Source organism: Chenggangzhangella methanolivorans, assembly GCF_042648545.1.
In the GTDB taxonomy this organism is placed as follows: domain Bacteria; phylum Pseudomonadota; class Alphaproteobacteria; order Rhizobiales; family Methylopilaceae; genus Methylopila; species Methylopila methanolivorans.
In genome coordinates this window covers 885,926-912,481 of sequence record NZ_JBHRXS010000006.1, presented here as the reverse complement: position 1 = coordinate 912,481, position 26,556 = coordinate 885,926, and the positions used below count along the sequence as shown (strand labels likewise).

27 protein-coding genes and 1 tRNA gene are annotated in these 26,556 nt (G+C 70.4%); 6 read left to right on the top strand and 22 right to left on the bottom strand.

Features of this window, described 5'->3' with window-relative positions:
• Window positions 1–10: 10 nt before the first annotated feature.
• Genes ACFOWB_RS15835 through coaD form a run of 3 tightly spaced genes read right to left on the bottom strand, consistent with a single transcriptional unit; the run spans window position 11 to window position 1,559 of the window.
• The gene (locus ACFOWB_RS15835) at window positions 11–475 is read right to left on the bottom strand and encodes a peptidylprolyl isomerase (protein WP_261403138.1); all 465 of its coding nucleotides are present in this window, start codon (window positions 473–475) and stop codon (window positions 11–13) included.
• Between the two features lie 20 nt (window positions 476–495).
• A complete protein-coding gene (locus tag ACFOWB_RS15830) occupies window positions 496–1,032 on the bottom strand; it encodes a peptidylprolyl isomerase (protein WP_261403137.1) in 537 nt (178 codons plus the stop codon).
• A 29-nt stretch (window positions 1,033–1,061) separates the two neighbouring features.
• The gene (coaD, locus tag ACFOWB_RS15825) at window positions 1,062–1,559 is read right to left on the bottom strand and encodes a pantetheine-phosphate adenylyltransferase (RefSeq protein WP_261405843.1); all 498 of its coding nucleotides are present in this window, start codon (window positions 1,557–1,559) and stop codon (window positions 1,062–1,064) included.
• Between the two features lie 224 nt (window positions 1,560–1,783).
• Between coaD and ACFOWB_RS15820 the strand changes: the two genes are divergently transcribed.
• Window positions 1,784–1,960 carry a hypothetical protein gene (locus ACFOWB_RS15820; RefSeq protein ID WP_261403136.1) on the top strand — a complete coding sequence of 59 codons (177 nt, stop codon included), beginning with the start codon at window positions 1,784–1,786 and terminating at the stop codon, window positions 1,958–1,960.
• Between the two features lie 191 nt (window positions 1,961–2,151).
• On the opposite strand, the gene ACFOWB_RS15815 is transcribed toward ACFOWB_RS15820, so the two are convergent.
• From ACFOWB_RS15815 to cobG, 5 genes are all read right to left on the bottom strand, one after another.
• A tRNA-Ser gene (locus tag ACFOWB_RS15815) sits at window positions 2,152–2,226 on the bottom strand.
• A gap of 100 nt (window positions 2,227–2,326) precedes the next feature.
• Window positions 2,327–3,997: a precorrin-3B C(17)-methyltransferase gene (gene cobJ, locus ACFOWB_RS15810; RefSeq protein WP_261403135.1), complete on the bottom strand. Its 1,671-nt coding sequence runs from the start codon at window positions 3,995–3,997 to the stop codon at window positions 2,327–2,329.
• Window positions 3,994–4,719: a precorrin-2 C(20)-methyltransferase gene (locus tag ACFOWB_RS15805; RefSeq protein WP_261403134.1), complete on the bottom strand. Its 726-nt coding sequence runs from the start codon at window positions 4,717–4,719 to the stop codon at window positions 3,994–3,996. The genes cobJ and ACFOWB_RS15805 overlap by 4 nt, the downstream gene beginning before the upstream one ends.
• Window positions 4,716–5,339, bottom strand: a complete 624-nt coding sequence (locus tag ACFOWB_RS15800; protein ID WP_261403133.1) for a precorrin-8X methylmutase — start codon at window positions 5,337–5,339, stop codon at window positions 4,716–4,718. Before ACFOWB_RS15800 ends, ACFOWB_RS15805 begins: the two co-directional genes overlap by 4 nt.
• Before the next feature lie 96 nt (window positions 5,340–5,435).
• Window positions 5,436–6,776 (bottom strand): precorrin-3B synthase, encoded by a 1,341-nt coding sequence (gene cobG / locus ACFOWB_RS15795; RefSeq protein WP_261403132.1) that lies wholly within the window; start codon window positions 6,774–6,776, stop codon window positions 5,436–5,438.
• Between the two features lie 184 nt (window positions 6,777–6,960).
• Between cobG and ACFOWB_RS15790 the strand changes: the two genes are divergently transcribed.
• Window positions 6,961–7,344, top strand: a complete 384-nt coding sequence (locus tag ACFOWB_RS15790) for a hypothetical protein (protein ID WP_261403131.1) — start codon at window positions 6,961–6,963, stop codon at window positions 7,342–7,344.
• A gap of 693 nt (window positions 7,345–8,037) precedes the next feature.
• Here ACFOWB_RS15790 and ACFOWB_RS15785 read toward each other — a convergent pair.
• On the bottom strand, window positions 8,038–9,021 hold the full coding sequence (locus ACFOWB_RS15785; RefSeq protein WP_378148197.1) for a Bug family tripartite tricarboxylate transporter substrate binding protein: 984 nt from the start codon (window positions 9,019–9,021) through the stop codon (window positions 8,038–8,040).
• A 152-nt stretch (window positions 9,022–9,173) separates the two neighbouring features.
• Window positions 9,174–10,430 (bottom strand): lytic murein transglycosylase, encoded by a 1,257-nt coding sequence (locus ACFOWB_RS15780; RefSeq protein ID WP_378148195.1) that lies wholly within the window; start codon window positions 10,428–10,430, stop codon window positions 9,174–9,176.
• Window positions 10,431–10,596: 166 nt separating this feature from the next.
• Between ACFOWB_RS15780 and ACFOWB_RS15775 the strand changes: the two genes are divergently transcribed.
• Entirely contained in the window at window positions 10,597–10,809 is a 213-nt protein-coding gene (locus ACFOWB_RS15775) for a transferase (protein ID WP_261403129.1), read from the top strand.
• A 9-nt stretch (window positions 10,810–10,818) separates the two neighbouring features.
• Here the strand turns inward: ACFOWB_RS15775 and ACFOWB_RS15770 are convergent, their stop codons facing one another.
• Together ACFOWB_RS15770 and ACFOWB_RS15765 are read right to left on the bottom strand one after the other, a co-directional pair.
• Window positions 10,819–11,655 (bottom strand): CDP-alcohol phosphatidyltransferase family protein, encoded by an 837-nt coding sequence (locus tag ACFOWB_RS15770; RefSeq protein ID WP_261403128.1) that lies wholly within the window; start codon window positions 11,653–11,655, stop codon window positions 10,819–10,821.
• A gap of 7 nt (window positions 11,656–11,662) precedes the next feature.
• Window positions 11,663–12,409: a phosphatidylserine decarboxylase gene (locus ACFOWB_RS15765; RefSeq protein ID WP_378148817.1), complete on the bottom strand. Its 747-nt coding sequence runs from the start codon at window positions 12,407–12,409 to the stop codon at window positions 11,663–11,665.
• A gap of 155 nt (window positions 12,410–12,564) precedes the next feature.
• On the opposite strand from ACFOWB_RS15765, the gene ACFOWB_RS15760 reads away from it, so the two are divergent.
• Window positions 12,565–12,849: a GIY-YIG nuclease family protein gene (locus tag ACFOWB_RS15760; protein WP_261403127.1), complete on the top strand. Its 285-nt coding sequence runs from the start codon at window positions 12,565–12,567 to the stop codon at window positions 12,847–12,849.
• 335 nt (window positions 12,850–13,184) lie between these two features.
• On the opposite strand, the gene ACFOWB_RS15755 is transcribed toward ACFOWB_RS15760, so the two are convergent.
• Together ACFOWB_RS15755 and ACFOWB_RS15750 are read right to left on the bottom strand one after the other, a co-directional pair.
• Entirely contained in the window at window positions 13,185–15,143 is a 1,959-nt protein-coding gene (locus ACFOWB_RS15755) for an ABCB family ABC transporter ATP-binding protein/permease (RefSeq protein ID WP_378148192.1), read from the bottom strand.
• 101 nt (window positions 15,144–15,244) lie between these two features.
• Window positions 15,245–16,870, bottom strand: a complete 1,626-nt coding sequence (locus ACFOWB_RS15750) for an Ig-like domain-containing protein (protein ID WP_378148190.1) — start codon at window positions 16,868–16,870, stop codon at window positions 15,245–15,247.
• A 162-nt stretch (window positions 16,871–17,032) separates the two neighbouring features.
• Here ACFOWB_RS15750 and ACFOWB_RS15745 point away from each other — a divergent pair, with 162 nt between their 5' ends.
• The gene (locus ACFOWB_RS15745; protein ID WP_378148188.1) at window positions 17,033–17,641 is read left to right on the top strand and encodes an LOG family protein; all 609 of its coding nucleotides are present in this window, start codon (window positions 17,033–17,035) and stop codon (window positions 17,639–17,641) included.
• Window positions 17,642–17,645: 4 nt separating this feature from the next.
• On the opposite strand, the gene ACFOWB_RS15740 is transcribed toward ACFOWB_RS15745, so the two are convergent.
• The 5 genes from ACFOWB_RS15740 to yajC form a co-directional block, all read right to left on the bottom strand.
• Complete coding sequence (locus tag ACFOWB_RS15740; protein ID WP_261403124.1) at window positions 17,646–18,497, bottom strand: phytoene/squalene synthase family protein; 852 nt, start codon at window positions 18,495–18,497, stop codon at window positions 17,646–17,648.
• Entirely contained in the window at window positions 18,494–18,868 is a 375-nt protein-coding gene (locus tag ACFOWB_RS15735) for an Mth938-like domain-containing protein (protein ID WP_378148185.1), read from the bottom strand. The genes ACFOWB_RS15740 and ACFOWB_RS15735 overlap by 4 nt, the downstream gene beginning before the upstream one ends.
• Window positions 18,869–19,021: 153 nt before the next feature.
• Window positions 19,022–19,993, bottom strand: coding sequence for a protein translocase subunit SecF (gene secF / locus ACFOWB_RS15730; RefSeq protein WP_378148183.1), 972 nt, complete (start codon window positions 19,991–19,993; stop codon window positions 19,022–19,024).
• A 13-nt stretch (window positions 19,994–20,006) separates the two neighbouring features.
• The gene (secD, locus tag ACFOWB_RS15725) at window positions 20,007–21,617 is read right to left on the bottom strand and encodes a protein translocase subunit SecD (protein WP_261403123.1); all 1,611 of its coding nucleotides are present in this window, start codon (window positions 21,615–21,617) and stop codon (window positions 20,007–20,009) included.
• A gap of 58 nt (window positions 21,618–21,675) precedes the next feature.
• Window positions 21,676–22,017, bottom strand: coding sequence for a preprotein translocase subunit YajC (gene yajC, locus ACFOWB_RS15720; protein WP_261403122.1), 342 nt, complete (start codon window positions 22,015–22,017; stop codon window positions 21,676–21,678).
• A gap of 317 nt (window positions 22,018–22,334) precedes the next feature.
• Here yajC and ACFOWB_RS15715 point away from each other — a divergent pair, with 317 nt between their 5' ends.
• Window positions 22,335–23,198 carry an ATP-binding protein gene (locus tag ACFOWB_RS15715; RefSeq protein ID WP_378148816.1) on the top strand — a complete coding sequence of 288 codons (864 nt, stop codon included), beginning with the start codon at window positions 22,335–22,337 and terminating at the stop codon, window positions 23,196–23,198.
• Between the two features lie 288 nt (window positions 23,199–23,486).
• On the opposite strand, the gene ACFOWB_RS15710 is transcribed toward ACFOWB_RS15715, so the two are convergent.
• The 3 genes from ACFOWB_RS15710 to surE all read right to left on the bottom strand — a co-directional run bounded on the left by ACFOWB_RS15710 (window position 23,487) and on the right by surE (window position 26,529).
• On the bottom strand, window positions 23,487–24,830 hold the full coding sequence (locus ACFOWB_RS15710) for a LysM peptidoglycan-binding domain-containing M23 family metallopeptidase (protein ID WP_261403121.1): 1,344 nt from the start codon (window positions 24,828–24,830) through the stop codon (window positions 23,487–23,489).
• 257 nt (window positions 24,831–25,087) lie between these two features.
• Entirely contained in the window at window positions 25,088–25,750 is a 663-nt protein-coding gene (locus ACFOWB_RS15705) for a protein-L-isoaspartate(D-aspartate) O-methyltransferase (protein WP_261403120.1), read from the bottom strand.
• Window positions 25,751–25,758: 8 nt separating this feature from the next.
• On the bottom strand, window positions 25,759–26,529 hold the full coding sequence (surE, locus tag ACFOWB_RS15700; RefSeq protein ID WP_261403119.1) for a 5'/3'-nucleotidase SurE: 771 nt from the start codon (window positions 26,527–26,529) through the stop codon (window positions 25,759–25,761).
• Window positions 26,530–26,556: the final 27 nt, after the last annotated feature.

Below are 26,556 nucleotides of genomic sequence, written 5' to 3'. Positions count from 1 at the left end.
AGCCTTTGGCTCAGCCAGCGTCGGCCGCGACCTTGATCGACAGGATCTTGTCGGGATCGCGCACGGGCTCGCCGCGCTTGATGTTGTCGACGTTGTCCATGCCTTCGGTCACCTTGCCCCAGACCGAATACTGGCCGTCGAGCCAGGGCGCGTCCTCGAAGCAGATGAAGAACTGGCTGTCGGCCGAGTTCGGGTCCATGGCGCGCGCCGCCGAAACGGTGCCGCGCACATGCTTCTCCTTGGAGAACTCGGCCTTCAGCTTCTTGCCGGAGCCGCCGGTGCCGGTGCCGTGCGGGCAGCCGGTCTGGGCCATGAAGCCGTCGATGACGCGGTGGAACGCGACGCCGTCGTAGAAGCCCTCGCGGACCAGCTCCTTGACGCGCGCCACGTGGCCGGGCGCGAGGTCGGGCCGCATCTCGACCTTGATCGGGCCCTTTGTGGTCTCGATCAGAAGCGTGTTTTCGGGATCGCTCATTGTCTCTGGTCTCCTGAGGGTCAGCCGCCGAGACGGGCGGTCTTGACGATGTCCGGGCCGCTGACGGAGCCGCTCTGGCCCTGGCCCTTCTTGAGCTGGTCGACGACGTCCATGCCGCTCACGACGTCGCCCACGATCGTGTACTGGCCGTCGAGCCAGGGAGCCGCCGCGAAGCAGATGAAGAACTGGCTGTTGGCGCTGTTGGGATCGCCCGCGCGCGCCATGCCGACGGTGCCGCGCTTGAAGCTCTCGCGCGAGAACTCGGCGTCGACGTCGGGATATTTGGAGCCGCCCGTGCCGGTGCCGGTCGGGTCGCCCGTCTGGGCCATGAACCCTGAGATCACGCGGTGGAACGGCACGCCGTCGTAGAACTTCTCCTTCACCAGCGTCGTGATGCGCTCGACGTGCTTGGGCGCGAGATCCGGGCGCAGGCGGATGGTGACCGCGCCCTTGGAGGTGTCGAGCACGACGGTCGGCCCTGCGGGCGGCTTCGACTGCGCGAGCGCCGGCGCGGTCATCAGCGCAAGGGCCGTGAGGAGGGAAAGCCAGAGCTTCATCGGCGGAACCTCTCGGGAGAAGGCGGCGGTCAGGTGGCGGCGCGCGCGGCGAGGCGCGCGGCGACGGAAGGCGGCACGAAGGCGGAGGCGTCGCCGCCCATCGCGGCGATCTGGCGGACGAAGGTGGAGTTCACCGCGCGGACGGCGGCGCCTGCCGGCAGCAGCACGGTCTGGATGGCGGGCGCCATCGCCGCGTTCATGCCGGCCATCTGCATCTCGTAGTCGAAATCGGCCCCGTCCCGGACGCCGCGGATCAGCATCGAGGCGCCGGCGGCGGCGGCGGCTTCGACGACGAGCCCGCCGAAGGTCGCCACCTCGAAGGCGCAGCCGGCCTCGCGCGCGATCGGACCACAAGTCTCCTCGAGCATCGCCCGGCGCTCCTCGACGGAGAACAGCGGCGTCTTGCCGTGATGGGTTCCGATCGCGACCACGAGCCTGTCGGCGAGCCGGCAGGCGCGCGCGGCGAGGTCGAGATGTCCGTTCGTCACGGGATCGAAGGACCCGGGATAGAAGGCGACGCGCGGCATAAGATCCGGAAGCTTCGAGGGCGAGGCGCTGTGGTCCCGGCCGCGCGCCAAGGCGTTCTTGGCGCTCGGCCCTTTGCGGGGCCGGCCGTCCCTTACCCCGGCGCGCACGGGCTCCGCAACCCTCGCGGCCCGATCTCCGCCAGTGAACGATCGATGAACAGGGGCGCCAGAGTGCGTTCAGTCGCGGTCGATATGGTGTCCCACGAACATCAAGGGAGCACGCGATGACGGGAACGGAGACGCGCACGGGGCATCTGAAGACGGCGATCGCCGCCTTCGCGATCCTCTATGCGGTCGCCGCTCTCGCTGCGCTTGCGACGGCGACGACGGGCGGGGGACGTTCGGCGTTGGAGCGACTGGGCGCGGCGGGCTTCCTCGAACAGAGCCCCCTCGGGCGTTGACCCCCGCCTTGACAGGCGTCGGTGACGGATTCCCGCCCCTCTCCGCACCGGAAGCGCACGAGGACGCCCGGCCGTCTGGGGAACGGCCGGGCGACCAGTCTTAAGGTTTCGACTGGCGACCCCAGGCTTCGGCTGGCGAAGCCCCAAATGCGAAACGGCGTCCCGCGCAAGCTGGACGCCGTTTCGTCATCTGGAGGCCCGACCTGGAGTTGAACCAGGATGCGAGGACGTTCCCGCCCCCTGGGTAGCCATTCCCCCACCGGGCCGCGACGGGAATTTCCCATGGGCGGCCGCCGCGGAGCAAGGGCGCAAAGGCGGCTTGCACGTTTACCCGTCGGTATCCTTAACGAAACCGCCGCCAGCCGGTCACATCTCGTCCGGATCGCCAAAACCGCTCTCGTAGACCCGCGGCGTGTACATCCAGAGCCGCCCGTCGGCCCGCGCGAACACGCGCGTCTTGGACGAGCCGACGACGAGCAGCGTGCGCATGTCCACGACTGCCGGGTCGAGGTCTCCGAGCGTCGTCAGCGTCATGCCTTCGGCCGGGCGGCCGATGTCGCGGGCGAGCGCGACCGGCGTCTCGCGCGTGCGATAGCGGCGGACGATCTCGAGCGCGTCGTCGAGCTGTTTGCGGCGACGAAGCGAGGCGGGATTGTACAGCGCGAGCGCGAAGTCCGCGCTCGCCGCGGCGTCGAGCCGGGCCGCGATCGTCTCCCAGGGCTTCAGCTGGTCGGAAAGCGAGATCACCGCGAAGTCGTGGCCGAGCGGCGCGCCGAGGCGCGAGGCCGCCGCCTGCATGGCCGAGATCCCGGGCGCGACCTCAATCGCGACGCCCGGCCAGCGCGCGGGCTCGGCGGCGGCGGCCTCCATCACGGCGGCCGCCATGCCGAACACCCCGCTGTCGCCGGACGACACCACCGCGACCTCCCTCCCCTGCGCCGCGAGCGTCATCGCGGCCTGGGCGCGCTCGAGCTCGACGCGGTTGTCGGAGCCGTGGCGGCGCTGGCCGGCGCGCTCCGGCACCATCGCGAGATAGCCCTCATAGCCGACGAGATCCTGCGCGCGGTCGAGCGCGGCGGCGGCTTCGGGCGCGAGCCAGCCCTTCCAGCCCGGCCCGAGCCCCACCACGGTGACGCGGCCGGAGGCGCGGCCGCTCGCATGCGGCGGCTGCGGCTCGGCGAAGCGATGAAGCCTGAAGCCCGGCTCGCCATGGACGATCTCGCCGCCCTCGATGCGCTGTTCGATCAGCCTCAGCGGAACGCCGCGGGCGTCGAGCCGCTCGACGAACACGTGGTGGATCGGCGCGCCTTCGGGCGCGGTCGCGAAGGAAAGCGCGGCGGGCGCGAGGCCGAGGCTGGCGATCGCCGTGTCGAGCCGGTCGAGCGTCTCGGCGTCGGGCCGGTCGAACTCGGCGACCAGCACCTTGGGATGGAACAGCAGTCCGCCTTCCGGCGGCGCGCCGACCTCGGGCGAGAATCGCAGCACGATGTCGCCGTCGCCGGAGACGGGCAGGTTCGAATTCTCGATCCAGGGCGCCGAGCCCTCGATCCGGGCCTCCTTGCCGCCGAGCAGCGTCGAGGTCACGGCCTTGGCGTCGTCGGGATTGGCGAGCGCGTAGCCGGGCGGCGGCGCCTCGAAGATCACGCCGAAGCGCCGCGCGCCGGCGCCGGTGAGGGCCGCCGCCCCGCCGAGCGCGGCCGCAAGCTTGCGGGCGAGCGGATCGGCGCCCGTCAGCCCGCCGAGCAGCGGCACCACGGTCTCGCCGTCGTCGCTCACCGCGAGCACCGGCGGCTCGGAGCGCTTGTCCTTCAGCAGCGGCGCGAGCAGGCGGATCAGGATGCCGGAGGCGCAGACGCCGATGATCGGACGCCCGGCGCGAAACAGTTCGCGGACCTGCGCCTCGGCGTCCTCGAAGGAGCCGTCGAGCCCCTCGACGCGGCTCGCAAGCCCGAGCGCGTCGCCCCCGACCGCGTCGGCGGCGCGTCGGGCGATCGCGGCGCCGGCCATGTTGAAAGCGAGGACCGCCGGACGGTTCACGGAACTTCCCTCCCCGGCACCACGATGATCGAAAAATACGGCGCGGAGGCCGGGTCGACCTCGGCGGCCGGCATCACGCGCTCGGCCTGCTGGCTCGCGCGCTCGACATAGAAGGCGCGGTCGAGCGCGTCCGCCTCGACGAGCGCGGCCCGCACCTTGGCGAAGGTGCGCCCGAGCTTCATCACGACGGCGGCGTCCGCGGCCTTGAGGCGGCGCACGAGCTCGCCCTCCGGCAGCGTGCCGGGAATGACCGTCACCGTGTCCTTGCGCAACACGAGCGGCCGGCCGAGCGCGGCCGGTCCCGCCATCACCGAGGAGACGCCCGGCGCCACCGTGGTGTCGTAGCGGTCCTTCAAGCGCGCATGCCAGTAGATGAAGGAGCCGTAGAAGAACGGGTCGCCCTCGCAGAGCACGCAGACGTTGCGGCCCCGGTCGAGATGCCCGGCGATCTCCTCGGCGGTGCGGTCGTAGAAGTCGCGCATCACCTGCGGATAGGTCGGGAGGTCGGCCTCCGGGCTCGCGGTGATCGGATAGACGAGCGGCAGCAGCTCCTGGTCGTCGCGGATGTGCGGGCGCGCGGCGGAGAGCGCGACGCCCCTTCCCGCCTTCGCGGCCGGATAGGCGACGACCTGCGCCTCGCCGATGAGCCGCACGGCCTTGAGCGTCAGGAGCTCCGGATCGCCCGGGCCGACGCCGACGCCTGAGAACTTGCCGGGCGTCATTCGGACGGGTCCGCCAGCGCGTTGAGGGCCGCGACCGCCATGGCGCTGCCGCCGCGGCGACCGAGCAAGGTGAGATACGGCACACCGCGGGAATCGCGGACGAGCTCGTCCTTCGATTCCGCCGCGCCGATGAAGCCGACCGGCAGGCCGACGATCGCGGCCGGCTTCGGCCAGCCGGCGTCGAGCTTCTCGAACAGGTGGAACAGCGTGGTGGGCGCGTTGCCGACCGCCACCACCGCGCCCTCGATCCGCTCGCGCCAGAGCTCCACCGCAGCCGCCGAGCGCGTGGTGCCGAGCGCCTTGGCGAGGCCGGGCGTCTCCGGCGCGTCGAGCATGCAGAGCACGTCGTTGTTCGCGGACAGGCGGGCGCGGGTGACGCCGGACGCCACCATCTTGGCGTCGCAGAGGATCGGCGCCCCGGCCTTGATGGCCGAACGCGCGGCCGTCACCACGTCGGCCGAGAACCGCACATCCTTGGGAAGATCGGTCATGCCGCAGGCGTGGATCATGCGCACGACCACGCGGGCGACGTCGTCGGGCAGACCCGAGAGGTCCGCCTCCGCGCGGATCGTCGCGAATGAGCGACGGTAGATTTCCGCGCCGTCCCTGACGTAGTCCATGCCGGTCTTCGCGTCCCCGTGATCCGCGACAGCCTTGTGACGACCAAGCGTCCGGGACGCAAGGCGTTCTTTCCGGCGAGACGGCCGGATCGCGCGTCAATCGTCGGCGGCGAGGCGGGCGAGAAGATCTGCGGGCTTGGCGTCGAAGTCCCGTTCGAGCGCAGGGCCCGGCCGGCGGGGCGCGGCGTCGCGGTGAAGGGTCCAGCCCTCGCGCTCGCTCGCGCCGAGCAGCAGAAGATCGGCGGGCGCAGACCCGGCGCACCCCTTCGCGCAGGCCGAGAGATGAAGGGTCCGGGGCCTCTTCGGCAGGCGTTCGGGTTCTGCGGAGGCGAGCGCGAGCGCCGCGGCGCCGAGCGCCTTCGCGGGCTCTGTCGCGCGCTCGCAAGCCGGCGCGCCGGCGCAGGCGACGACGCGAAGCCGCCTGGCCACCTCCGGCGGGACGAAGCCGACCGAGGTCGCGGCCTCGATCAGCGCCCCCGCCCGATCCGCCGCGACGCCGCCGAGCACGACGCCCGACCATGGCGCGAGGCGGACGACGCCGTCGCCCTCTCGCTCCGCAGCGTCGGCGAGGACGCGCAGCATGTTCGGGTCGAGCCGCCCGACGGGCGCCGCGAGGCTGACAGCGACGCGGGCCGGGTCAGCGCTCAGAACCGTTCCGAAGCGCGGAGACAGTTCGTCCACCCTCCCCTTTGCGGGGAGTGGTCGGGGGTGGGCCAGAATCGGGCGCCGAGGCTGACGCTGCTCTACGCCGACCCGCGCCGCTCCGACCGTCACCCTCTCCGCAAGGGAAAGGGAGGCGGAGAGGCCGCGTTCCACGGCCTCCGGCGACCCATCGCCCCAGAGATCTTTGCCCCGCATGTCCGCGCCGGCCCGCGCGGCCGTCTCGGCCAGACCGATCATCGCATCGACGGCCGACGCCTCTTCCTCGAACGACGCCGCCCGTCGGCCGCCGACCAGAATCTCGATCCCCTCTTCGCAGGCGATCGCCGTCACGTCCGACGTTATCGCCGAGACGTTCGAGACCCCGCCGCCATCCAGCGCGAAAGAGAACTTCGGCGACAGGGCGGCGATCCAGGGCGCGGCGACGAGCGCGCGGTCGAGCGCGTCGGAGAGCGGGCGCATGTCGCGGCGCTCCGCGGGGTCGAGGCCGGAAAACGGATCGATCAGGATGTTGCGCCGCCGGTCGGCTTCGCCGTGGAAGCGGAACCCTGCGACCTCGAGCATGGCCGCGAGCGCCCGACCGCCGTCCGGGGCCAAGCCGCGGATCTGCAGGTTGGCGCGGTTCGTCAGGTCGACGACGCCCGATCCCAGTCGTTCGGCGGCGTCCGCAACGGCGCCAAGCTCGCCGGCCGTCAGCAAACCGCCGGGCGCGCGCAGCCGCGCGAGGCCGCCGTCGGCCATCAGCGCCAGATGAACGATGCCGGGACAGTCCGCCATAAATCCGTCGTCGCGCCTTGGCGATCCAAACGCAAGCGGCAGGCGGCGTCTGGCGCGACCTTCCGCCGCGCGTGAGTCCGGGAACGCTCGCGGCGCTCGCAGGAACCCGGCGCGGGAGGAGACGTTATACGCTGCGACGGCGGCATTTTTTCCGCCTCCCATCGAAGACGTGAGGGATTCCATCATGGCGGACAGAAAAGCGAGCTCGCTCGCCAACGACGCCGGCGCCCAGCTGGCCGAGCTCAAGGACACCATCGCCGATCTCGGCGAGCGCGTGGCGGAGATCGCCGCCGCGCGAGGCCGCGATGCGCGCCGCAGCGCCCGCAGCGCCGCGAAGTCGGCCCGCGCGACGAGCGCCAGCCTGTATGACGACGGCGCCGAGGCGCTCGGCCATGCGAGCGACGCCGCGCTCTATTACGGCCGCCGCGCCGGCACGGTGGTGAAGAACAATCCCGGCCTCTCCCTCCTCGGCGTCGCGGTCGGCATCGGCGTGATCGCCGCGATCGTCTACGCCTCGCAGGAAGACGAGCGCCGCTGGTACGAGCGCCCGCGCGGCGGTTGGCTCTGATCCTCGACAGAGGCTGAAACGACAAAAGGGCGGAGCCGCCGGCTCCGCCCTTTTTCGTGTTCCCTGGATCAGCGTCACAGCCGGCCGCAGCCTCGAGCGCCGCCCTCTCCCGCGTCATCCCGGGCCTGACCCGGGATCCAGACGCGCTGCCGGCGCCGAAATCACTCGGCGTCCGTGGTTCTGGATCCCGGCTCTCCGGCCGGGATGACCGGCGACGGTTCCACAGCAGTCCCGGTCGGCCGCAGCCTCGAGCGCCGCAACCTCGCCCGTCATCCTGGGCCTGACCCGGGATCCAGACGAGCTGGCGGCGCCAAAATCACGCCGCGCCCGAGGTTCTGGATCCCGGCTCTCCGGCCGGGATGACCGGCGACGGTTCCGCAGCATTTCCGGTCGACCGCTGCGTCAAGCGCCCAACCTCATCCGTCATCCCGGGCCTGACCCGGGATCCAGACGCGCTGCCGGCGCCGAAGTCACGCCGCGTCCGCGGTTCTGGATCCCGGCTCTCCGGCCGGGATGACCGGCGACGGTTCCACAGCATTCTCGGTCGGCCGCCGCTTCGAGCGCCGCAACCTCCCCGTCATCCCGGGCCTGACCCGGGATCCAGACACGCTGCCGGCGCCGAAATCACGCCGCGTCCGTGGTTCTGGATCCCGGCCCCATGGCCGGGATGACCGGATGCGGCTCCTCGCGCCTTCAGTCGATCGTCGCGCCGGACTCCTTCACGATCGGCGTCCACTTCGCGAGCTCCTTCTTGACGTGCTCGCCGAGCTCTTCCGGGGTCGAGCCGACGATCACGGCGGTCGCGTCGGTCAGCTTCTGCTTCACGACCGGATCCTTCAGCGCCTCGACGCCGGCCTCGTTCAGCTTCTTGACGATCTCGGGCGACATGCCCTTCGGGCCGAACAGCGCGTTCCACGAATAGGTCTCGTAGCCCGGCAGCGCCTCGCCGATCGCCGGCACGTCGGGAAGGTTCGGCACGCGCTGCGCGGTGGTGACGCCGAGCGCGCGCAGGCGCCCCGCCTTGATGTGCTCGATCGAGGACGGAAGGTTGTCGAACTGGATCGGCACCTGGCCGGCGATCACGTCGACGAGCGCGGGGCCAGAGCCCTTGTAGGGAATGTGGGTGAGCTCGACGCCCGCGAGCTTGTTGAACAGCACGCCCGACAGATGCAGCGGCGAGCCGTTGCCCGACGAGGCGTAGGCGTATTTGCCCGGGTCCTTCTTGGCCATGTCGATCAGCTCCTTGACCGACTTCGCCTCGAACTTCGGGTTCACCGTCAGGACGTTGGGCACGTTCACCAGGAGGGTGATCGGCGTGAAGTCGGTCTCGGCGTTGTAGGTGATCTTCTTGTAGAGCGCGGGGTTGAGCGCATGGGTCGCGACCGTCGCCATCAGGATCGTGTAGCCGTCCGGTTCGGCCTTGGCCACGACGCCCGCGCCGAGGCTGCCGCCGGCGCCGCCGCGGTTGTCGACCACCACCTGCTGCTTGAGGATCTCCGACATCTTCTGCGCGACGATGCGGGCCACGAGATCGGTCGAGCCGCCGGGCGCGAACGGCACCACCAGCGTGATCGGGCGCGTCGGATAATCGGCGGCGGAAGCCGGCGCGCCGAAGGCCGCAAGCGCGATCGCCGCCGCGCCCGCAAGGCGCGCCGCAAGTGACAGGGATTTCCGCATGTTCAGCTCCTAGACGGCTCCGGGCGCCGCCCTTCCGTCGGGCGGTCGTGTTCCCGGCCGAGCGGCCGGGCTAGGCGCGACTGTGGCATGCCGCCGCGCCGCCGTCGACCGCCCCAAGCCCTTGTTTCCAAAAGCGCTTAATCGCGAAATCGTCAGCGGCCGACGTCGCGCACGTCGCCGGCGTCCGGGAAGCAGGTGGGCGCGCGGCCCTTGCTCTCCTCCCACCGTCCGACCGCGACGCGGGTGCGGAAGCCCACGAGCCCGTCGGCCGAGCCGACGTCGTGGCCCTGCTTCTCGAGTCGCTCCTGCATCGCCGCCACTTCGGCCCGGGTCATGCCCTTGGGCGTCGACCATTTGCCGAGGATCGGCCCGCCGCCCCTCATCCGGTCGGCCAGATGCCCGACGAACAGCGCGTAGAGGTCGGACTCGTTGTATTCCTTGATGACGTAGAAGTTCTTCGAGACGAGGAACTGGGGGCCCGTGCGGCCGGCCGGCGCCATGAGATTGTAGTCGCCGGCCTTCGGCAGCGCCGCTCCGCCCTTGGCCATCGCGCCGAGCTTCGGCCACTCGGCCGCGGCCTTGGCCTGGTCCGGCCCCTCGACGGTGCAGGACACCGAGGCCGGAAGGTCGATCTCCACCCCCCACGGCCGCCCCGACACCCAGCCGTGCCGCTTCATGTAGTTGGCGATGGAGCCGAGCACGTCGGGAACAGAGTTCCAGATGTCCCGCTTGCCGTCGCCGTCCATGTCGACGGCGTTCTCGAGATATTTGGACGGCAGGAACTGCGGCTGCCCCATCGCGCCGGCCCAGGAGCTCTTCATGTCGCCGAGCGCGACGTGGTCGCCGTCCAGAACCTTCAGGGCCGCGACGAGCTCGCCGAAGAAGCGCTCCTTGCGCGCGCCGATGAAGGCCTCGGTGGCGAGCGCCCGCACGGCCACATAGGGGATCTTGGCCCGACCGAAGCGCGACTCGCGGCCCCAGATCGCCGCCACGATCTCGCGCGGCACGCCGAAGCGCTTCTCCACCGCGTCGAAGGTGGCCCTGTGCTTCTTCAGCTCCGCCTGCCCTTCGGCCGTCAGCGCGGCGAAATTCGGCTCGGCCACGTACTTGGCCGGATCGCTGAACTCGGCCTGCCGCTGCGGCCCCTCGAGCTTCGGCGCGCCGGGCGGCGCGAGATCGGGAAGCGTCCAGTCGAGCGTCACGCCCGACATCGCGGCCTCGAAGGTCGCGGCCGACACGCCGGCCTTGGCGGCCGCGGGCTTCAGCTGCCGCTCGACCCAGACGCGAAAATCCGCCTCGACGCGGGGCCGATCCACGGCCGCGGACGCCGGAAGCGCCGACCCCGCCACGACCAGCGCGAGTGCGACGGCGGCCGTCACATTGGAGACGTCGATTCGGGATATCCGCATGTGTCGCCTGTGACGCAGTGAAAAAAACATCTGAAGCTCGTGGAACCTTTGCCTGTGGCCGACGCTTTCTCGTCGCTCGCTCATGAGCGGCGAGGCGCGTTAACCATTCTTAAAGTGGTTTGGGTCACGCTTTCTTAAGGGTTCGATCGGGTTGGAAACTCCGCTGATGCAAACCGCTTCCGTCTTCGCTTCTCAGTCCCTCGCGCCGAAAGCCGGGCCGCTCGCCTCGGCCCAGCAGCGCGCGCTCGGCGACATGCGCGCCTTCCTCGCCCGCGCGCGGCCGCAGAGCCCGTCGGAGGCGCTGAGGCTGCTCCGCAACGCCTACCCCGAGTCGCCGCTCAGCCTTCGGGTCGCGGCCTGCGGTCTCGCCGAGGCCTGATCCTCGGCTCTAAGCTTCAGGCGCCGCGGCCGCAGCAGCCGCCGCCTTGTCGCGCGCCTTGAGGCGCGCGTGGTGCATGTAGGCGAACGGCATGGTGGCGAGATAGGCCAGCACGACCAGCGCCAGCACCGCCCACGGATAGCTCACCAGCAACGCGACGAAGAACGCCGCCCCGATCAGCGCGGGCGCCACCCAGGCGCGGCTGATGCGGGCGCCGAGCTGCTTGCCCGACCATGTCGGCAGCGGGCTCACCATGAAGAACGCGACCAGCACCACATAGGCGACGATCAGCGGCGCGCCGATCGGCGCGCGCGGAAAGCCGAGGAAATCGAGATAGATCGGCAGCATCGCGCCGATCGCGCCGGCGGGCGCGGGAACGCCGGTGAAGAACGCCCCGGCCCAGGCGGGCTTGTTCGGATCGTCGAGCGCCACGTTGAAGCGCGCGAGCCGCAGCGCGCAGGCGATCGCGAGCACGAGGCCGCCGATCCATCCCACATGGCCGAGGCCGTTCAGCCCCCACATGTAGAGGATGAGCGCCGGCGCGACGCCGAAGTTCACGAAGTCGGTCAGGCTGTCGAGCTCGGCGCCGAAACGCGAGGTGCCCTTCACGAGCCGCGCCAAACGCCCGTCGACGCCGTCGAGGACGGCCGCCAGCACCACGAGATAGACGGCCATCTCCATCCGCCCCTCGATCGCCATGCGCACGCCGGTGAGGCCTGTGCAGAGCGCGAGCAACGTGACGAAGTTTGGCAGCAGCACGCGGAACGGCACGCGGCGGATGCGGCTGCGCTTCTGCAGCGTGGCTTCGCCGTCGGTGGTCGGAGGCTCCATCAGCGGATCGCTCATCTCGCCCTCACCCGGCCCGGAACGCGCGGAGGTCGTCGGTCCGCGTCAGGTCGCAGATCACCGTCTCGCCCGCGACCGTCCGCTGTCCGACGCCGACGAGCGGCACGGCGCCGGCCGGCAGATAGTGGTCGACCCGGCTGCCGAAGCGGATCAGCCCGAAGCGCTCGCCCGGGGCCAACTGCTCCTGCTCGCGCGTGAAACACACGATGCGGCGGGCCACGAGCCCGGCGATCTGGATCACGCCGAACCTTCCGTAGGCGTTTTCGATGACAAGCGCGTTGCGCTCGTTGTCCTCGCTCGCCTTGTCGAGGTCGGCGTTGAGGAACTTGCCGGGCGTATAGACGATCTTCGCCACCCGCCCGCCGATGGGGGCGCGGTTCACATGGACGTCGAACACGTTCATGAACACCGCGACGCGCGGCAGCGGCGCGGTCCCGAGGCCGAGCTCCGGCGGCGGCACGGCGGCCTTCACGTCGCACACCACCCCGTCCGCGCCGCTCATCACGAGGCCGTCGCGCATCGGGGTGACGCGGTCCGGATTGCGGAAGAACAGCGCGCACCAGATCGTCAGACCCGCGCCGAGCCACCCCAGCGGCTGCCAGATCAGGAACAGGATAAAGGCCACGATCGCGAATGCGGCGATGAAGATCCGCCCTTCGGGGTGGATCGGCACCATCACCTTGCGGATGGAGGCTTTGACGTCGTCGAGCGCTGACATGGGCGGCTGTTTACGCGATCGAGGGCGGCGAACCAAGAGAGCCAAGAGGTGAAGCACAACCTCTTGTCCCGGCCCTGACTCCGGGATCCAGAATTGGGACCGTCCGGAGGCAAGGGCGAGACGGCGAGCGCTCAGGTTTGAAACGCCGTCGGTTCTGGGTCCCGGATCAAGTCCGGGACAAGGGGAGAGTCTTGGCCGCCTATGTCTACATTCTGGCGAGCGGCCAGCACGGGACGCTCTATGTCGGCGTCACGACGGATCTCTCACGCCGGATCGAACAGCATCGGTCGGGCGCAGTCCCGGGGTTCACGAAGGCCTACGGCGTCACCCGGCTCGTCTACTACGAGGCCTTCGACAGCATCCTGGAGGCGCGGGCGAGGGAACGAACGCTCAAAGGCTGGCGGCGGGACTGGAAGACGACGCTGATCGAAAGCGTCAATCCGGACTGGTCGGATCTCTCCGCGACGCTGGCCTGAGCCCCCGCCCTTGTCCCGGACTTGATCCGGGACCCAGAACCGACGGGGCTTCCGAATGATGCGGCCACCGTCGCGATCATCGAAGAAGCCGGTTCGGTTCTGGGTCCCGGATCAAGTCCGGGACAAGGCGTAGTGATCGTCGCCGGAGGGTCTGGGCATAACTCGTCATGCCTGTTCGGACGTGAGGCGTCCGCGCCCCAGTCTCCCTTTCTTATTCCGGACTTGATCCGGGACCCAGAGCCGAGACCGTTCGAGGACAAGGGCGAGACGGCGAGTTCAGGTTTGAAACGCCGTCGGTTCTGGGTCCCGGATCAAGTCCGGGACAAGAGCCCGACCTACTGCGCGGCGTCCCTCGGCTCCTCGTCGTCCTCGGGGCGGCCTTCGTCGGGCAGTTCGTCCTCTCCGATGCGCGCCAGCGTCTCGCGGGCCTCGTCGGCCTCGCGCTGGCGGTTCCAGAGGCCGGCGTAGAGCCCGCCTTGCGCCAGCAGCTCGGCGTGCGTCCCACGCTCGGCGATGCGGCCGGCCTCCAGCACGATGATCTCGTCGGCGGCCACGATCGTCGACAGGCGATGCGCGATCACGAGCGTCGTGCGCCCGCGCGCGACGCCGTCGAGGGAGTCCTGGATGTCCTTCTCGGTCGCCGAATCGAGCGCCGAGGTGGCCTCGTCGAGAATGAGCAGCGGCGGGCCTTTCAGAATCGTCCGCGCGATCGCGACCCGCTGCTTCTCGCCGCCCGAAAGCTTCAGGCCGCGCTCGCCCACTTCGGTGTCGTAGCCAAGCGGCAGCAGGCGGATGAAGCCGTCGATCTGGGCGAGCCTCGCGGCCTCCTCGACGTCGGCGTCGGAAGCGTCCCAGCGGCCGTAGCGGATGTTGTAGCGGACGGTGTCGTTGAACAGCACCGTGTCCTGCGGGACCATGCCGATGGCCTCCCGCAGGCTCGCCTGGCTGACGTCGCGCAGGTCCTGCCCGTCGATCGTGATGCGGCCGCCGCTCACGTCGTAGAACCGATAGAGAAGCCGCGCGATCGTGGACTTGCCCGCGCCCGACGGGCCAACGATCGCGATGGTCTGGCCGGCCTTCGCCTCGAAGCTGACGTTCTTCAGGATCGGCCGCTCGGGGTCGTAGGAGAACGAGACGTCCTCGAAGCGGATGACGCCCGCGCCGATCTCGAGCGGCTTCGCGCCCTCGCGGTCCTCGATCTCCGGATCCTGCTCGAGCAGGCGGAACATCGCCTCGAGATCGGCGACCGCCAGCTTGATCTCGCGGTAGACGAACCCCATGAAATTGAGCGGCACGTAGAGCTGGATCATCATGGCGTTGATCAGCACGAAGTCGCCGACCGTATTGTTTCCGGCGCGCACGTCCGCCGCCACCATGGCCATGCAGGCGGTGAGGCCCGCGGTGAAGATCGCCGCCTGCCCGAAGTTGAGCCAGGCGAGCGAGGTGTAGGTGCGCACCGCCGCTTTTTCATAGCCGGCCATCGACCGGTCGTAGCGATCGGCCTCGCGGCCCTCGTTGCCGAAGTACTTGACCGTCTCGTAATTGAGCAGGCTGTCGATCGCCTTGGAGCTCGCCTCGGTGTCGTTCTCGTTCAAAGCCCGGCGATGCGCGATGCGCCGCTCGGTCGCGAGATAGGTGAAGGCGAGATAGACCACGACCATGCCGGCCACGACCGCCGAATAGCGCCAGCCGAACTGCCAGGCCAGAACGCCGAGCACCAGCGCGAACTCCAGGATCGTGGGCACGACGGTGAGGAGCGCGGTGCGCGTCAGCGTCTCGATCGCGAGCCGCCCGCGGTCGACGATCCGGCTCACCGCGCCGGTGCGCCGTCCCAGATGAAATCGCAGGCTGAGGCGATGCATGTGGCGGAAGACGATGAGCGAGAGCCGCCGCACCGCATGCATCACGACCGGGGCCGTGACGCCGTCGCGCGCCTGCGCGAACGCCACCATGGCGATGCGGCCGAAACCGTAGGCCAACACCATCACGGCCGGCGCGCCGAGCGCCAGCACGCGCCAGTCGTCGAGCCAACCGCCGGCGGAGGCGTCCGGCGCCCTGCCCTGCTGGATCAACGTCAGCGCGTCGGTCGCCCATTTGAAGCCGTAAGGCACCAGCACGGTGACGAGCTTGGTCGCCACCAGCAACACGATCGCGATCGCGATGCGCCGCTTCAGGTCCGGCCGTTCGCCCGGCCACATATAGGGCTGGAGCCGGCGCATCGTCTGGAAGAACGCGAAGCCGCCGGCCGAAACCTCGCTCTGGGGACCGCCGTCGCCGCGGCGGCGCCTCACCATGCGAGGTCGCCGCGACGGCTGCGCTGGCGGCCGTCGCCGAAAGGAGCGGTTTGAAGGATCATCCGCCGCAGGTAGGCCTCACGGGCCTGCGGCGCAAGACGTCAGCGCTTCTCGGCCGCAGCGGCTTCCGCGCCCTGGTTCGGCACCACCAGCACCTGGCCGGGATAGATCAGGTCCGGATCGCGGATCTGCTTGTCGTTGGCGCTGAAGATGATGGTGTAGCGCCGCCCCTGGCCATAGGCCGTGCGCGAGATGCGCCACAGGCTGTCGCCGCGCTTGACGGTGGCGGTGTCGATCGAGGCGACGACCGGGTTCGCGGGATCGGCGACAGGCGGCGCGCCCGCTCCGCCCGGCCCCTCGGCCGGCGATCCGGCTGCGGCGGCGTCCGCGGAGTTTGCGGCCGGCGCAGCCGCCTCGCCGCTCGCGCCTTCGCCTTCGCCGGGAGCTCCGCGATCGCGGCGCGCCAGTCCGTCGCCGCCCGCGGACGATTGTTCCACCGCCGCCTGCGGGCCGGCCGCGCCGCTCGTCCCGGACGGCGCCGACGTCGGCGATCCGGCCGCCTGCCGGCCCGACGTCTTGTCCTGCGATCCCGGGGCCGCGGCCGCGACCTCGCCTTCGTAGTCGAAGCCGGTCTCGGCGCGCTTGACCACCTTGCCGGCCGCGTCGACGTGATCGACGCGCGCGGTGTATTTGCCCTCGGTCAGCCCCCGCTCGACGCGCAGCGACCAGCGGCCGTCGGCGCCGGCGGTCGCCTCGGAAACGAGCGAATTGTTGAGATAGATCCGAAGCTTCGACCCGGCCGGCGCCGTGCCCTGAAGGAAGAACCGGCCCTGGTCGGCGTCGATCGCGCCGAGCGAGAGCGCCGTCGCCGCCCCGGCGGCGGGCGCCGCGCCGTCGGGCCGCGCGGCGACGCGGTCGCCGGCCGCGGGCTTCGGCGCTTCGGCGGCCGCAGGCTCCTGGCCCGGCCGCTGCAGGATCTGGGACGGCGCGTCGGGCGCGTTCAGCACCACGACCACCTCCTTCGACGGCGCCTTCGGCACCGACACCGTGACGCTCTGCTCGGAGGTCTCCTGCTTGCCGTCAGGCGTCGTCAGCTTGAGGCGCAGCTGGTGATCCCCGGGCGGCAGCGCCGGCGGCGTCATGGCGAAGGAGCCCCCGGAGTCAGCTTTCGCGGTGTCGATCGTGCGGCCGTTCGCGGTGAGCTCGGCCGTGCAGCCGGCGGCGCAGCGGCCAGCCACCACCGCGTCGCCCGAGGGCTCGACGCGGACGACGTCGAACGCGCCCTTGGCGGCGTCGGGCTTGGCGGCGTCGGGCTTGGCGCCCTTGGCCTCGCCGGCCCGGCCGGCGGCCGCGGCCGCGCCGCTTCCCGGCGTCGATCCGGCGTCGGCGGCGTTGGGCGGCCGCGTGGAGGAGGGCGGCGACATGTTGGGCGGGGTGACGGAGGGCGGCGTGGCGCCCGGCGTCGGCGTCGCCGAAGGCGGGGTCGCGGGCGTCGTCGGCGCGACGGACGGCGCCGCGGCGCCGCCCGCTGGCCGTTCGGGCGCGGCGCCGGGACGGCTAGGCTCGCCGTCAGGCTGCGGCGTGAAAGATCTGGAGGGCGGCGTCTGCGTGTCCGCGCGCTTCTCCTCGGCCGGCCGCCAGTATCCCTCGCGCCACGCCCACGCGCCGCCGAAAATCGCGGCGAGCGCGAAGCCGATCGCAAAGCCGATCCTGACCGAAGCCGACATTCTCATTCCGCCCCTCGGCGAGGCCCGCGGGCCGCCGTCGCAGTTCCATCAATCTCCATGACTTACAAGGAGATGGGGCGACATGCATCACCTTCGATGGAATCGGTTCACGGCTTGCGTTCGCCGCTTGACCCCGGGACCGGCCAAAGGCTCACTCGACACATGACAAAACTCCGCACCGTCTGCGTTTTCTGCGGCTCGAGCCCCGGCGCGATGCCCGAACACATCGCCGACGCCGAGAAACTCGGCCGTCTTCTCGCCGAAGCCGGGGTCGGCCTCGTCTATGGCGGCGGCAACATCGGCCTGATGGGCGCGGTCGCGCGCGCGACGCTCGCGGCCGGCGGGCACGTGACCGGCGTCATCCCGAAGTTCCTCGTCGAGCGCGAGGTGATGCTGGCCGACGTTCAGGAGCTCGTCGTCACTGAGGACATGCACGAGCGGAAGCGCCTGATGTTCGAGCGCTCCGACGCCTTCGTGGCGCTGCCGGGCGGCATCGGCACGCTCGAGGAGCTCGTCGAGCAGATGACCTGGGCGCAGCTCGGCCGCCACGCCAAGCCAATCCTCATCGCCGATCTCCATGGCTTCTGGTCGCCGCTGACGGCGCTGCTCGACCACATGTCGGCCGAAGGCTTCCTGCGGCCGGGCCTCGAGGCGCCCTACATCGTCGCCACCGCGGTGGAGGAGATCCTGCCGGCGCTCGAAGGCGCGCTGCTGATCGTCGCCGACATCGCCGACGACGCCGAGCCCGTGGCCTCGATCCACCAGCTCTGATTCGTCAAAACGGCGGGTCGCGCCGGCTGAACCGCCAGAGGCGGATGAGCTCGCGCCACCGCGCCGGGTCGCGTGGGGCCCCGAACGGGTCCGGCCGTCGTTCGATCCGCGCAAGCGCTGCCGCCGCGAGCGCGACGGGCAGAAGCGCCGGATGGGCGCCGCGGTCCATCTCGGCCATGGCGGCGCGCGCCTCGCCGAGGCGGCTGACGCCGTGGCCCGCCAGCCGCTCGACCGCCAGCCGAAGCTGCGGGGTCGCGCGGCCCGAGAGCAGATCGTCGCGCTGCGCGCCGGTCTGCGCCATCAGGTAGGCGGGGATCAACGCCTGGCCGCGCGCCGCGAGCTTCGGCAGGCCGCCCAGAACGCTCGCGATTCCCTGCGCGACGCCCGCGAGGCCGCAGGCCGCCGCGCCTCCGGGATCGCGCCCTTCGGCGACGATGAGGCTCGCAAGCCGCAGCACCGCGCCGTGGGTCGTCCCGAGCCGCCCCTCGAGCTCGTCGAGGCTCGCCACCGGATCGTCGTAGAGATCGTCCCCGCGCGCGTCGACGATCGCAAGAAGCGCCTCGGTGGGCAGGCGCCCGAAAACGATCGCCGCGTGGAGCGCGCGCGCGATCGGGTGCGACAGCACGTCGGCGCGCTCGGGGTTCTCGAGCGCGTCCCGCCACCATTGCAGACGGAGTTCCCCAGGCATCGGCTCGCGCACGAGATCGCGCACGCGCGAAATCTCGATGTCGAAGGCGTAGAGCGCGAAAAGGTGCGAGCGGACCGGCGCCGGCGCGAACAGCGTCGCGGCGTAGCGGCCGAAATCGACCTCGCGGACGAGGCTCGCGACCGGATCGGAGAGCGCGTCGTCGCTCATGGAACCGCGAGCAGCGCCGCCGCCACCCGCCTCCTTTCGCCCACGAGAATATTCCAGGTGCGCGCCGCGGCTCCCGTCGCCATCGGCTCCGCCACGATGCCGGCCGCCCGGAACGCCTCGCGCAGCGCCGGTTTCAGCCCCGCGATGTCGGCCCCCATGCCGATGAGCAGCGTGTCGATCTCGTCGGCCTCGGCGAAGACGCGCGCGAAGGCCGCCTCGTCGAGCTCGGCGGGTCTGGCGTAGGGCCAGGCCCACATGCCCGACGGCAGGCCGAGCAGCGATCCGCGATGGCCGAGGTCGGCGAGCCGAAACCCGCCTGAGCCGTAGGCGTCGATGAGGTGGCGGCCCGGCAGGTGGCGGTCGTCGGTCATGAAAACTCGCGGCGGGACCGGACTGCGTGCTTCGAGACGCCGCCTTGCAGGCGGCTCCTCAGCATGAGGACCGTTTGAGCCTCCTCAACGGTTCTCATGCTGAGGAGCCCGCGCCCGCGGGCGTCTCGAAGCACGCAGTCCGGCCCCGTCGTCTCAGCTTGTCGCCGGCTTGCGGCGGGCGCCGGCTTCGCGGAGCGCGGCCTCGGCCTTGTCGTCCGCCACCGCCCGGGCCGACGTCTTTACGCCGAGATAGATCAACATCGGCGACGACACGAAGATCGCCGAATAGGTGCAGATCACCACGCCGAACAGCATCACGTTGGCGAAGCCCTGGATCGCCTGGCCGCCGAACAGCACAAGCGCGAGCAGCGACAGCGCCGTGGTGGTGGCGGTCATCACCGTGCGCGACATGGTGTGGTTGATCGAGAGGTCGAGCAGCTCGTCGGTCGGGATGTTCTTGTATTTGCGAAGCAGCTCGCGCGTTCGGTCGAACACCACGACGGTCTCGTTGAGCGAATAGCCGACGATGGTCAGGATCGCGGCGATCGAGGTCATATTGAACTCTTCCCGCGTGATCAGGAAGAAGCCGACGGTCAGCACGATGTCGTGGAGCGTGCCGATCACCGCGCCGATCGCAAGGTTCAGCTCGAAGCGGAACCAGAGATAGACCAGCACCGAGACGATCGAGAGCACGACGCCGAGCGTGCCGGCCTGGACGAGCTCGCCCGAGACGCGCGGACCGACCGTCTCGACGCGGCGGATCTCGTAGTCGCTCTCATAGGCTTTGCGGGCGTCCGCCACGAGCTTCGATTGCGCCGACTCGCCGCCCGGCTGGATGCGGAAACGGATCGAGACCTGGCCGCCCTGGCCGAACTCCTGCACCTCGACCTCGCCCACTTCGAACGAGTGGGCGGTCTCGCGCACCTTGGCGAGGTCGGCCTGGCCGGACTTCGCCTGCATCTCCATCAGCGTGCCGCCGGTGAAGTCGATGCCGTAGTTGAGGCCGACGGTCAGGAACAGGATCAGCGTCGCGACCGAGATGAAGGCCGAGAACGGAAAGCTCAGCACGCGCCAGCGCACGAAGCGGAAGTTCGAGTCGTCCGGGAAGAGACGGAGAAGCTTCATTGGATCCGCCTCCTCAGAACGGCAGCGTCTGCGGACGCGAGCGGCGGTACCAGAGCGCGATCATCATGCGCGTCATGGTCACGGCCGTGATCACGGTCGTCAGAATGCCGAGGATGAACACCACCGCGAAGCCCCGCACCGGGCCCGAGCCCAGCAGGAACAGGATCACGGCCGCGATGCCCATGGTGGAGTTCGAGTCGATGATGACTGCGAAAGCGTGCCGGAAACCGGCGTCGATCGCCGACACCATGCTTCGTCCCGCCCTGAACTCTTCGCGTATGCGCTCGTAGATCAGAACGTTGGAGTCGACCGCGGTGCCGATGGTCAGCACCACGCCGGCGATGCCCGGAAGCGTGAGCGTCGCGCCCAGCACCGACATCAGCGCGAAGATGAACACGACGTGGACCAGCAGCGCGATGTTGGCGATGAAGCCGAACACGCCGTAGGTCGCGAACATGAAGACCACGACGAAGGCGGCCGCGTACCAGGTGGCGCGGGTGCCGGCCTCGATCGAGTCCTGTCCGAGGCCTGGGCCGACGGTGCGCTCCTCGATGACGGTGAGCGGCGCCGGCAGCGCGCCCGCGCGCAGCAACACCGCGAGGTCGTTGGCGCTCTCGACCGTGAAGTTGCCGGAGATCTGGCCCGAGCCGCCGGTGATCGGTTCGTTGATGCGCGGCGCCGAGATCACCTCGTTGTCGAGGATGATGGCGAAGGGATTGCCGACATTGGCCTGCGTCACCGCGCCGAACTGGCGGGCGCCGCGATTGTTGAAGCGGAACTGGACGATCGGCTCGCGCGTGCGCTGGTCGAAGCCCGGCTGAGCGTCGACGAGGTCTTCGCCCGACACCATCACGCGCTTCTCGACGAGCACGGGCACGCGCTGTCCGGCTTGCGTCTCGAACAGGACTTCCGAGCCTTCCGGCGGACGGCCGGCGGCGGCCTGCTCGGGCGGCACGGAGCGGTCGACGAGGCGGAAGGAGAGCGCCGCGGTCTTGCCGAGGATGTCCTTCAGGCGCTGCGGATCCTGGAGGCCCGGCACCTGCACGAGGATGCGGTCGGCGCCCTGGCGCTGGATCGAGGGCTCGACCGTGCCGAGCTCGTCGACGCGGCGACGCACGATCTCGATCGACTGGTCGACCGCGGAGCGGATGCGCGCCTGGAGGCCGGCTTCCGTCGCGGTGGCGGTGACGATGTTGTCGCCCTGCTGGCCGACCTCGACTTCGTTCGGGCCCGTGCCGCCGAACACGCCCGAGGAGGCCGGGACCGCGAGCGTCCGGAGCTTTTCGAGCGCGAGGCTCATCTGGCTCGGATCGCGCAGCGTGGCGCGCACCGTCTGGCCGTCGAGCGCGATCGCGGTGGTGCCGATGCGCGCCTCGCGCAGCACCCGGCGGACGTCGTCCTGGGTGGCGGCGATGCGGGTGCGGCGGAGCGCCGGGCCGTCGACCTCGAGCAGCAGCTGCGAGCCGCCCTGGAGATCGAGCCCGAGCACGACCGTGCGCGCCGGGAACCAGCTCGGATAGGCGTCGCGGGCCTGCTGCGACAGGAAATTGGGGATCAGCAGCAGAACGCCGAGCGCGCAGAGCGCGAGGACGCCGGCGATCTTCCAGGGCGAGAAATGAAGCATTATCGGCGGCTTTCAACAGGCGGCGGCGCGGGGAACCGCGCCGCGGCCGCGACGGGCGTCAGGCGCCTTCGGTCTTGACCGGCTCGCCCTTGGCGCGAACCTCGGAGATCATGCTGCGGGCGAGACGGACGCGGACGTTGTCGGCGATCTCGACCTGGACCTCGGCGTCGTCCACGACCTTCACCACCTTGGCGATGATGCCGCCGCCGGTGACGATCGTGTCGCCGCGGCGCACGTTCTTGATCATCTCGCGATGCTCCTTCACGCGCTTCTGCTGCGGACGGAGGATCAGGAAGTACATGATCACGAAGATCAGGATCAGCGGGAAGAAGCTGATCAGGGTCTGATCGAGCCCTCCCGCGGGAGCGGCGCCCTGGGCGAAGGCGGGCGTAACGAACATCTGCGGAAGCTCCGGCGTGGGATTCGCGCCACGTCGTTGAGCCCGAGGCGGCAGAACCTTTGAAAATGACGGCCGGGCGTCGTGCCCCCGGCGAGGCGGCGCGGACTATAGCCACGGCCCCCGCGAAATCAAATCACGCGCCCGATGGGACCTTCGACGGCTCGTCGCGACGCCCTGCGGCCCCGTCCCGGCTTGACCGCACCACCCATGACGGGCGTAGAGCTTCGCGCGAACGCGGATCGTCCGGGCCGGGTCCGGACGCCGCGCGCCGTTTTCCGCCGTCGAGGGCTTTCGCCGTGTCCGATCCGTTCTACTCCATGCCCGCGACCGACACGCGCGACGAGCTTCTCGCGCGCATCGCCGAGGCGCTCGAGCGCATGGCCCCTCCCCGCGTCCAGGCGCCGGACTTTGAGGTCGCCGACGCCTTCGTGTGGTCGGCGGTCGAAAAGCGGCTGATCCCGGTCGCGAAGGTCAGCCGCGTGGACATGCGGCTGCTGAAGGGCGTCGACCGCGCCCGCGACACCCTCCTCGACAACACGCTGCGATTCGCCCGCGGCAAGCCCGCCAACAACGCCCTGCTCTGGGGCGCGCGGGGCATGGGCAAGAGCTCGCTGGTGAAGGCTTCTCACGCGACGGTCGTCGAGACGATGGAGCGCGAAGGCCGGCCGAGGCTGAAGCTCGTCGAGATCCATCGCGAGGACATCGAGACGCTCCCGACGCTGATGTCGCTGCTGCGGGCCGCGCCCTTCCCGTTCCTGCTGTTCTGCGACGACCTGTCGTTCGATCTCGCCGACGCCTCCTACAAGTCGCTGAAGGCGGTTCTGGAGGGCGGCATCGAGGGACGGCCCGAAAACGTGCTGTTCTACGCCACCTCGAACCGCCGGCATCTGCTCGCCCGCGAGATGATCGAGAACGAGCGCTCGACCGCGATCCACGCCGGCGAGGCGGTCGAGGAGAAGGTCTCGCTGTCGGACCGCTTCGGCCTCTGGCTCGGCTTCCATCGCTGCTCCCAGGAGGAGTTTCTGGCGATGGTCACGGGCTACGCCGAGCATCTTGGGCTCAAAGCCGACCCCGAGACGCTGCGCCGCGAGGCGCTCGAATGGGCGACGACGCGCGGCTCGCGCTCAGGCCGCGTGGCGTGGCAGTTCATCCAGGATCTGGCGGGCCGCGACGAGGGCTGAAGAGCCCCAAGACGTCATCCCGGACGGCCGAAGGCCGATCCGGGACCGTCTTCCGAAAAGCGCGCCTGACCCTCAATCGTCATCCCCCGGCTCGTCCGGGGGATCCACGTGCGGGCCAATGCCCCGCGCATCGGAACAGTGGATGCCCCGGACGAGCCGGGGCATGACGAGCCCATTTCCGATCACGATCCCGGCTCGCGCTTCGCGCGTCCGAGATGACGGTCGGCCGCAAACGAAAAGGCCCGGCGGATCGCTCCGCCGGGCCCTCGCTGACTACCGGACAGATACTCACACGTCCGGCAGATGCTTCATCGGGTCGACCGTCGAGGCGCCCTTGCGCACTTCGAAGTGCAGCTGCGGCGAGGAGACGGAGCCGGTCGAGCCGGACTTGGCGATGATCTGGCCACGGCGCACCGTGTCGCCGCGCTTCACGTTGAGCGCGCTGTTGTGCGCGTAGGCCGTGACCCAGCCGTTCGAGTGGCGGATCAGCACGAGGTTGCCAAAGCCCTTGAGCTCGCTGCCCGAGTAAGCGACGACGCCGTCGTCCGAGGCCTTGACCTCGGTGCCTTCCGGCACCGCGATGTTGACGCCGTCGTTCGATGCGCCGCTGGTCTTCGAGCCGTAGCCCGAGATCACGCGGCCGCGGACCGGCCAGCGGAACGAGGGGCCGCTGTCGGCGACCGAGGGAGCCGCCGGAGCCGGATCGGCCTTGAGCGCCGCGGTCTTGACGTTGTCGGACTCGCTCGGCTGCGGAGCCGCCGAGGGCTTGACCGGCTGGGCCGCGAAGGCCTGCTCGCGCGGGGCCTCGACGCTCGGCTTCAGGGCGGGCTTGGCCGGGGCCTGGGCCGCGACCTGGACAGGCTTGGCCGGAACCGGCGCGGGCTTGGCTTCGGCGACCTTCGGCTGCGCGCCCTGGATGAACTGCATCTTGGGAGCGGAGGCGGTGGCCGGCGCCGCGGCGACCGGCTGCGGGCGCATCGGCGCCGGGCGCGTCGTCGCGACCGGCGAAGAGACCGGCGCGGCGGGGCGCAGCGGCGCGGCGGCCATGCGCGAGGAGCCGCCCGAATAGCTCGGGATCACGAGGCGGCTGCCTTCGCCGATCCCGTTCGCGTTCTGGAGGCCGTTGGCCTGCAGGATCGCGCTCGCCGGCACGCCGTAGCGGTTGGCCGCGGTGGTGACCGTCTCGCCTCGGCCGAGCGTGATCGTGGTGCCGCTGTCGGCCGACCAGCCGGTGGAGCGGCCCGACACGGAGCCGGTCGAGACGGGCTCGGAGCGCTGCTGGACCGGCGGAAGGCTCGAGGCGCGGTAGGAGCCGCCCGAGGACGACGACGAGGAGGAGGCGCCGTTTCCGTAGCCGTACATCGGGCGCTGCTGGACCGCGTTCGGCGCGCCGAGCGGGGCGCGCTGGATGCGCGTCGTCGGAGCGGCCTGGACGGAGCCGGTCGCGTAGGTGTCGGACGAGCGCTGCTGGCGCGGCGCGTCGTTCGAGGCCGAGGAGAACGGATTGGAGAAGGGGCTTTCGGAGAAGCGGCTCGAGTCCGAGCTGCAAGCTGCGACCGAACCCGACACGAGGGCGATCGCGGCGACGCGGACCATGAGGCGGGTCCGCAGAGACGGGACGAAGTTACGCATGGTGGGCACTCGCGACCAACTCGACCAACATGAGTTCAGTTAAAACCCATTGAGGTAAACAGCCGGTTAGCTGAACGCGGCATTCGCCTAAAAGTCGCCGCAAAGCTTGGCGCGCGGGGGTTGAGCGGCGCAGTCCCAAGAAACGCGCCGCTTGCAGGCGATCGGGGGCTGTGGACGGGCGCTGGTTTCGGACCGTGGAGCCGCCTCTCCGTCATGCCCGGCGGCGGCTTCGCCGTTATCCGAAAAAACGCCTTCGTTCAGAGCGCCGCCGCGACCCCGGGGACGGCCGGCGGCAGGCGCGCCGCGCCGAGCGTGAACTCCTCGAGCGAGCCGTCGCGCGCCTTGGTGATCCGCGTGAGCCGCTGGCCGGCGACCGGGCCGACCGCCAGCACCATGACGCCGCCGGGCTTCAGCTGGTTGAGCAGCGCCGACGGCGGCGCCTCGACCGCGGCCGACACGAAGATGCGCTCGAACGGCCCCTGATCGGGCAGGCCGAGCAACCCGTCGGCGACCGAGAACACGACATGGTCGGCGTTGCCGAGCGCCCTCACCCGCCGCTCGGCGTTGTCGGCGAGCGTGCGCCAGCGTTCGACGGTGAAGAGGCGTCGTGAGATCTGGGCGAAGATCGCGGTGGCGTAGCCCGAGCCCGAGCCGATCTCGAGCACCGTGTCGAGCTCGCCCACGCCGAGCGCGTCGATCGCCTTGGCGATCTCCGAGGGGCGCTCCATCGTCTGCCCGCAGGCGATCGGCAGCGCGCGGTCGGAATAGGCGTGTTCGGCGAGCCGCGACGGGGCGAAGGCCGAGCGCGGAATGGTCTCGATCGCCGCGAGCGTGCGCAGATGCCGGATCCCGCGGCTCCGCAGCGACAGCACGAGCTCGGCGCGGCGCGTGCGCTCGATCTCGTCGCCGGACTCGGACATTTTTGGACTCAGCTCTCTGCGAAGGCTTTCCGCAGTCGGTCGAACGAGGCGTCGTCGGTCAAGTCGATTTTGAGCGGGGTCACGGAAATCCGCTTCTGGCGGATGGCCTCGAGGTCGGTGCCCTCGCCCGGATCAAACTCGGCGCGACCGAACATCAGCCAGAAATACGGGTTGCCGCGCCCGTCCGCGCGCTGCTCGACCGTCAGAAGCTCCTGGTTCCGCTGGCCCTGGCGCGCGACGGAGACGCCACGCACCTCCTCCGGCAGGCATCCCGGAAAATTGACGTTCACCAGCCGGTCGCGCTCGAAGCCGGCCTCGATGATGGTCCTCACCACCTCGGGACCGCGCGCGCGGGCGACGGCGAACATGTCCTCGACGTCCTCGCGCTTGCGATCAAAATTCTGGCTGAGCGCGATCGAGCGGACGCCGAGCAGCGTGCCCTCGATCGCGCCGGCGATGGTGCCCGAATAGGTGACGTCCTCGGCGACGTTCTGGCCGCGGTTGACACCTGAGAGGATGAGGTCGGGCCGGTTGTCCTTCAGCACGTGGCGCACGCCCATGATGACGCAGTCGCTCGGCGTGCCGCGCACCGCGAAGCGCTTCTCGCCGATCTGCCGCAGGCGCAGCGGGTCCGAGAGCGAGATCGAGTGCGAGGCGCCCGACTGGTCGGCCTCCGGCGCCACGACCCAGACGTCGTCGGAAATGGCCGCGGCGATCTCCTCGAGGGCCTCGAGGCCCGGGGCGTTCACGCCGTCGTCGTTGGTGAGGAGAATTCTCATCGATCAAACGCTTTCATAAGGCGAACT

Excerpts from the sequence above, each read along its gene's own strand:
- ACFOWB_RS15835 (WP_261403138.1), bottom strand. The coding sequence starts at position 475 with ATGAGCGATCCCGAAAACACGCTTCTGATCGAGACCACAAAGGGCCCG.
- ACFOWB_RS15830 (WP_261403137.1), bottom strand. The coding sequence starts at position 1,032 with ATGAAGCTCTGGCTTTCCCTCCTCACGGCCCTTGCGCTGATGACCGCG.
- coaD (WP_261405843.1), bottom strand. The coding sequence starts at position 1,559 with ATGCCGCGCGTCGCCTTCTATCCCGGGTCCTTCGATCCCGTGACGAAC.
- ACFOWB_RS15820 (WP_261403136.1), top strand. The coding sequence starts at position 1,784 with ATGACGGGAACGGAGACGCGCACGGGGCATCTGAAGACGGCGATCGCC.
- ACFOWB_RS15805 (WP_261403134.1), bottom strand. The coding sequence starts at position 4,719 with ATGACGCCCGGCAAGTTCTCAGGCGTCGGCGTCGGCCCGGGCGATCCG.
- ACFOWB_RS15800 (WP_261403133.1), bottom strand. The coding sequence starts at position 5,339 with ATGGACTACGTCAGGGACGGCGCGGAAATCTACCGTCGCTCATTCGCG.
- cobG (WP_261403132.1), bottom strand. The coding sequence starts at position 6,776 with ATGGCGGACTGTCCCGGCATCGTTCATCTGGCGCTGATGGCCGACGGC.
- ACFOWB_RS15790 (WP_261403131.1), top strand. The coding sequence starts at position 6,961 with ATGGCGGACAGAAAAGCGAGCTCGCTCGCCAACGACGCCGGCGCCCAG.
- ACFOWB_RS15785 (WP_378148197.1), bottom strand. The coding sequence starts at position 9,021 with ATGCGGAAATCCCTGTCACTTGCGGCGCGCCTTGCGGGCGCGGCGGCG.
- ACFOWB_RS15780 (WP_378148195.1), bottom strand. The coding sequence starts at position 10,430 with ATGCGGATATCCCGAATCGACGTCTCCAATGTGACGGCCGCCGTCGCA.
- ACFOWB_RS15775 (WP_261403129.1), top strand. The coding sequence starts at position 10,597 with ATGCAAACCGCTTCCGTCTTCGCTTCTCAGTCCCTCGCGCCGAAAGCC.
- ACFOWB_RS15770 (WP_261403128.1), bottom strand. The coding sequence starts at position 11,655 with ATGAGCGATCCGCTGATGGAGCCTCCGACCACCGACGGCGAAGCCACG.
- ACFOWB_RS15755 (WP_378148192.1), bottom strand. The coding sequence starts at position 15,143 with ATGGTGAGGCGCCGCCGCGGCGACGGCGGTCCCCAGAGCGAGGTTTCG.
- ACFOWB_RS15750 (WP_378148190.1), bottom strand. The coding sequence starts at position 16,870 with ATGTCGGCTTCGGTCAGGATCGGCTTTGCGATCGGCTTCGCGCTCGCC.
- ACFOWB_RS15745 (WP_378148188.1), top strand. The coding sequence starts at position 17,033 with ATGACAAAACTCCGCACCGTCTGCGTTTTCTGCGGCTCGAGCCCCGGC.
- ACFOWB_RS15740 (WP_261403124.1), bottom strand. The coding sequence starts at position 18,497 with ATGAGCGACGACGCGCTCTCCGATCCGGTCGCGAGCCTCGTCCGCGAG.
- ACFOWB_RS15735 (WP_378148185.1), bottom strand. The coding sequence starts at position 18,868 with ATGACCGACGACCGCCACCTGCCGGGCCGCCACCTCATCGACGCCTAC.
- secF (WP_378148183.1), bottom strand. The coding sequence starts at position 19,993 with ATGAAGCTTCTCCGTCTCTTCCCGGACGACTCGAACTTCCGCTTCGTG.
- secD (WP_261403123.1), bottom strand. The coding sequence starts at position 21,617 with ATGCTTCATTTCTCGCCCTGGAAGATCGCCGGCGTCCTCGCGCTCTGC.
- yajC (WP_261403122.1), bottom strand. The coding sequence starts at position 22,017 with ATGTTCGTTACGCCCGCCTTCGCCCAGGGCGCCGCTCCCGCGGGAGGG.
- ACFOWB_RS15715 (WP_378148816.1), top strand. The coding sequence starts at position 22,335 with ATGCCCGCGACCGACACGCGCGACGAGCTTCTCGCGCGCATCGCCGAG.
- ACFOWB_RS15710 (WP_261403121.1), bottom strand. The coding sequence starts at position 24,830 with ATGCGTAACTTCGTCCCGTCTCTGCGGACCCGCCTCATGGTCCGCGTC.
- ACFOWB_RS15705 (WP_261403120.1), bottom strand. The coding sequence starts at position 25,750 with ATGTCCGAGTCCGGCGACGAGATCGAGCGCACGCGCCGCGCCGAGCTC.
- surE (WP_261403119.1), bottom strand. The coding sequence starts at position 26,529 with ATGAGAATTCTCCTCACCAACGACGACGGCGTGAACGCCCCGGGCCTC.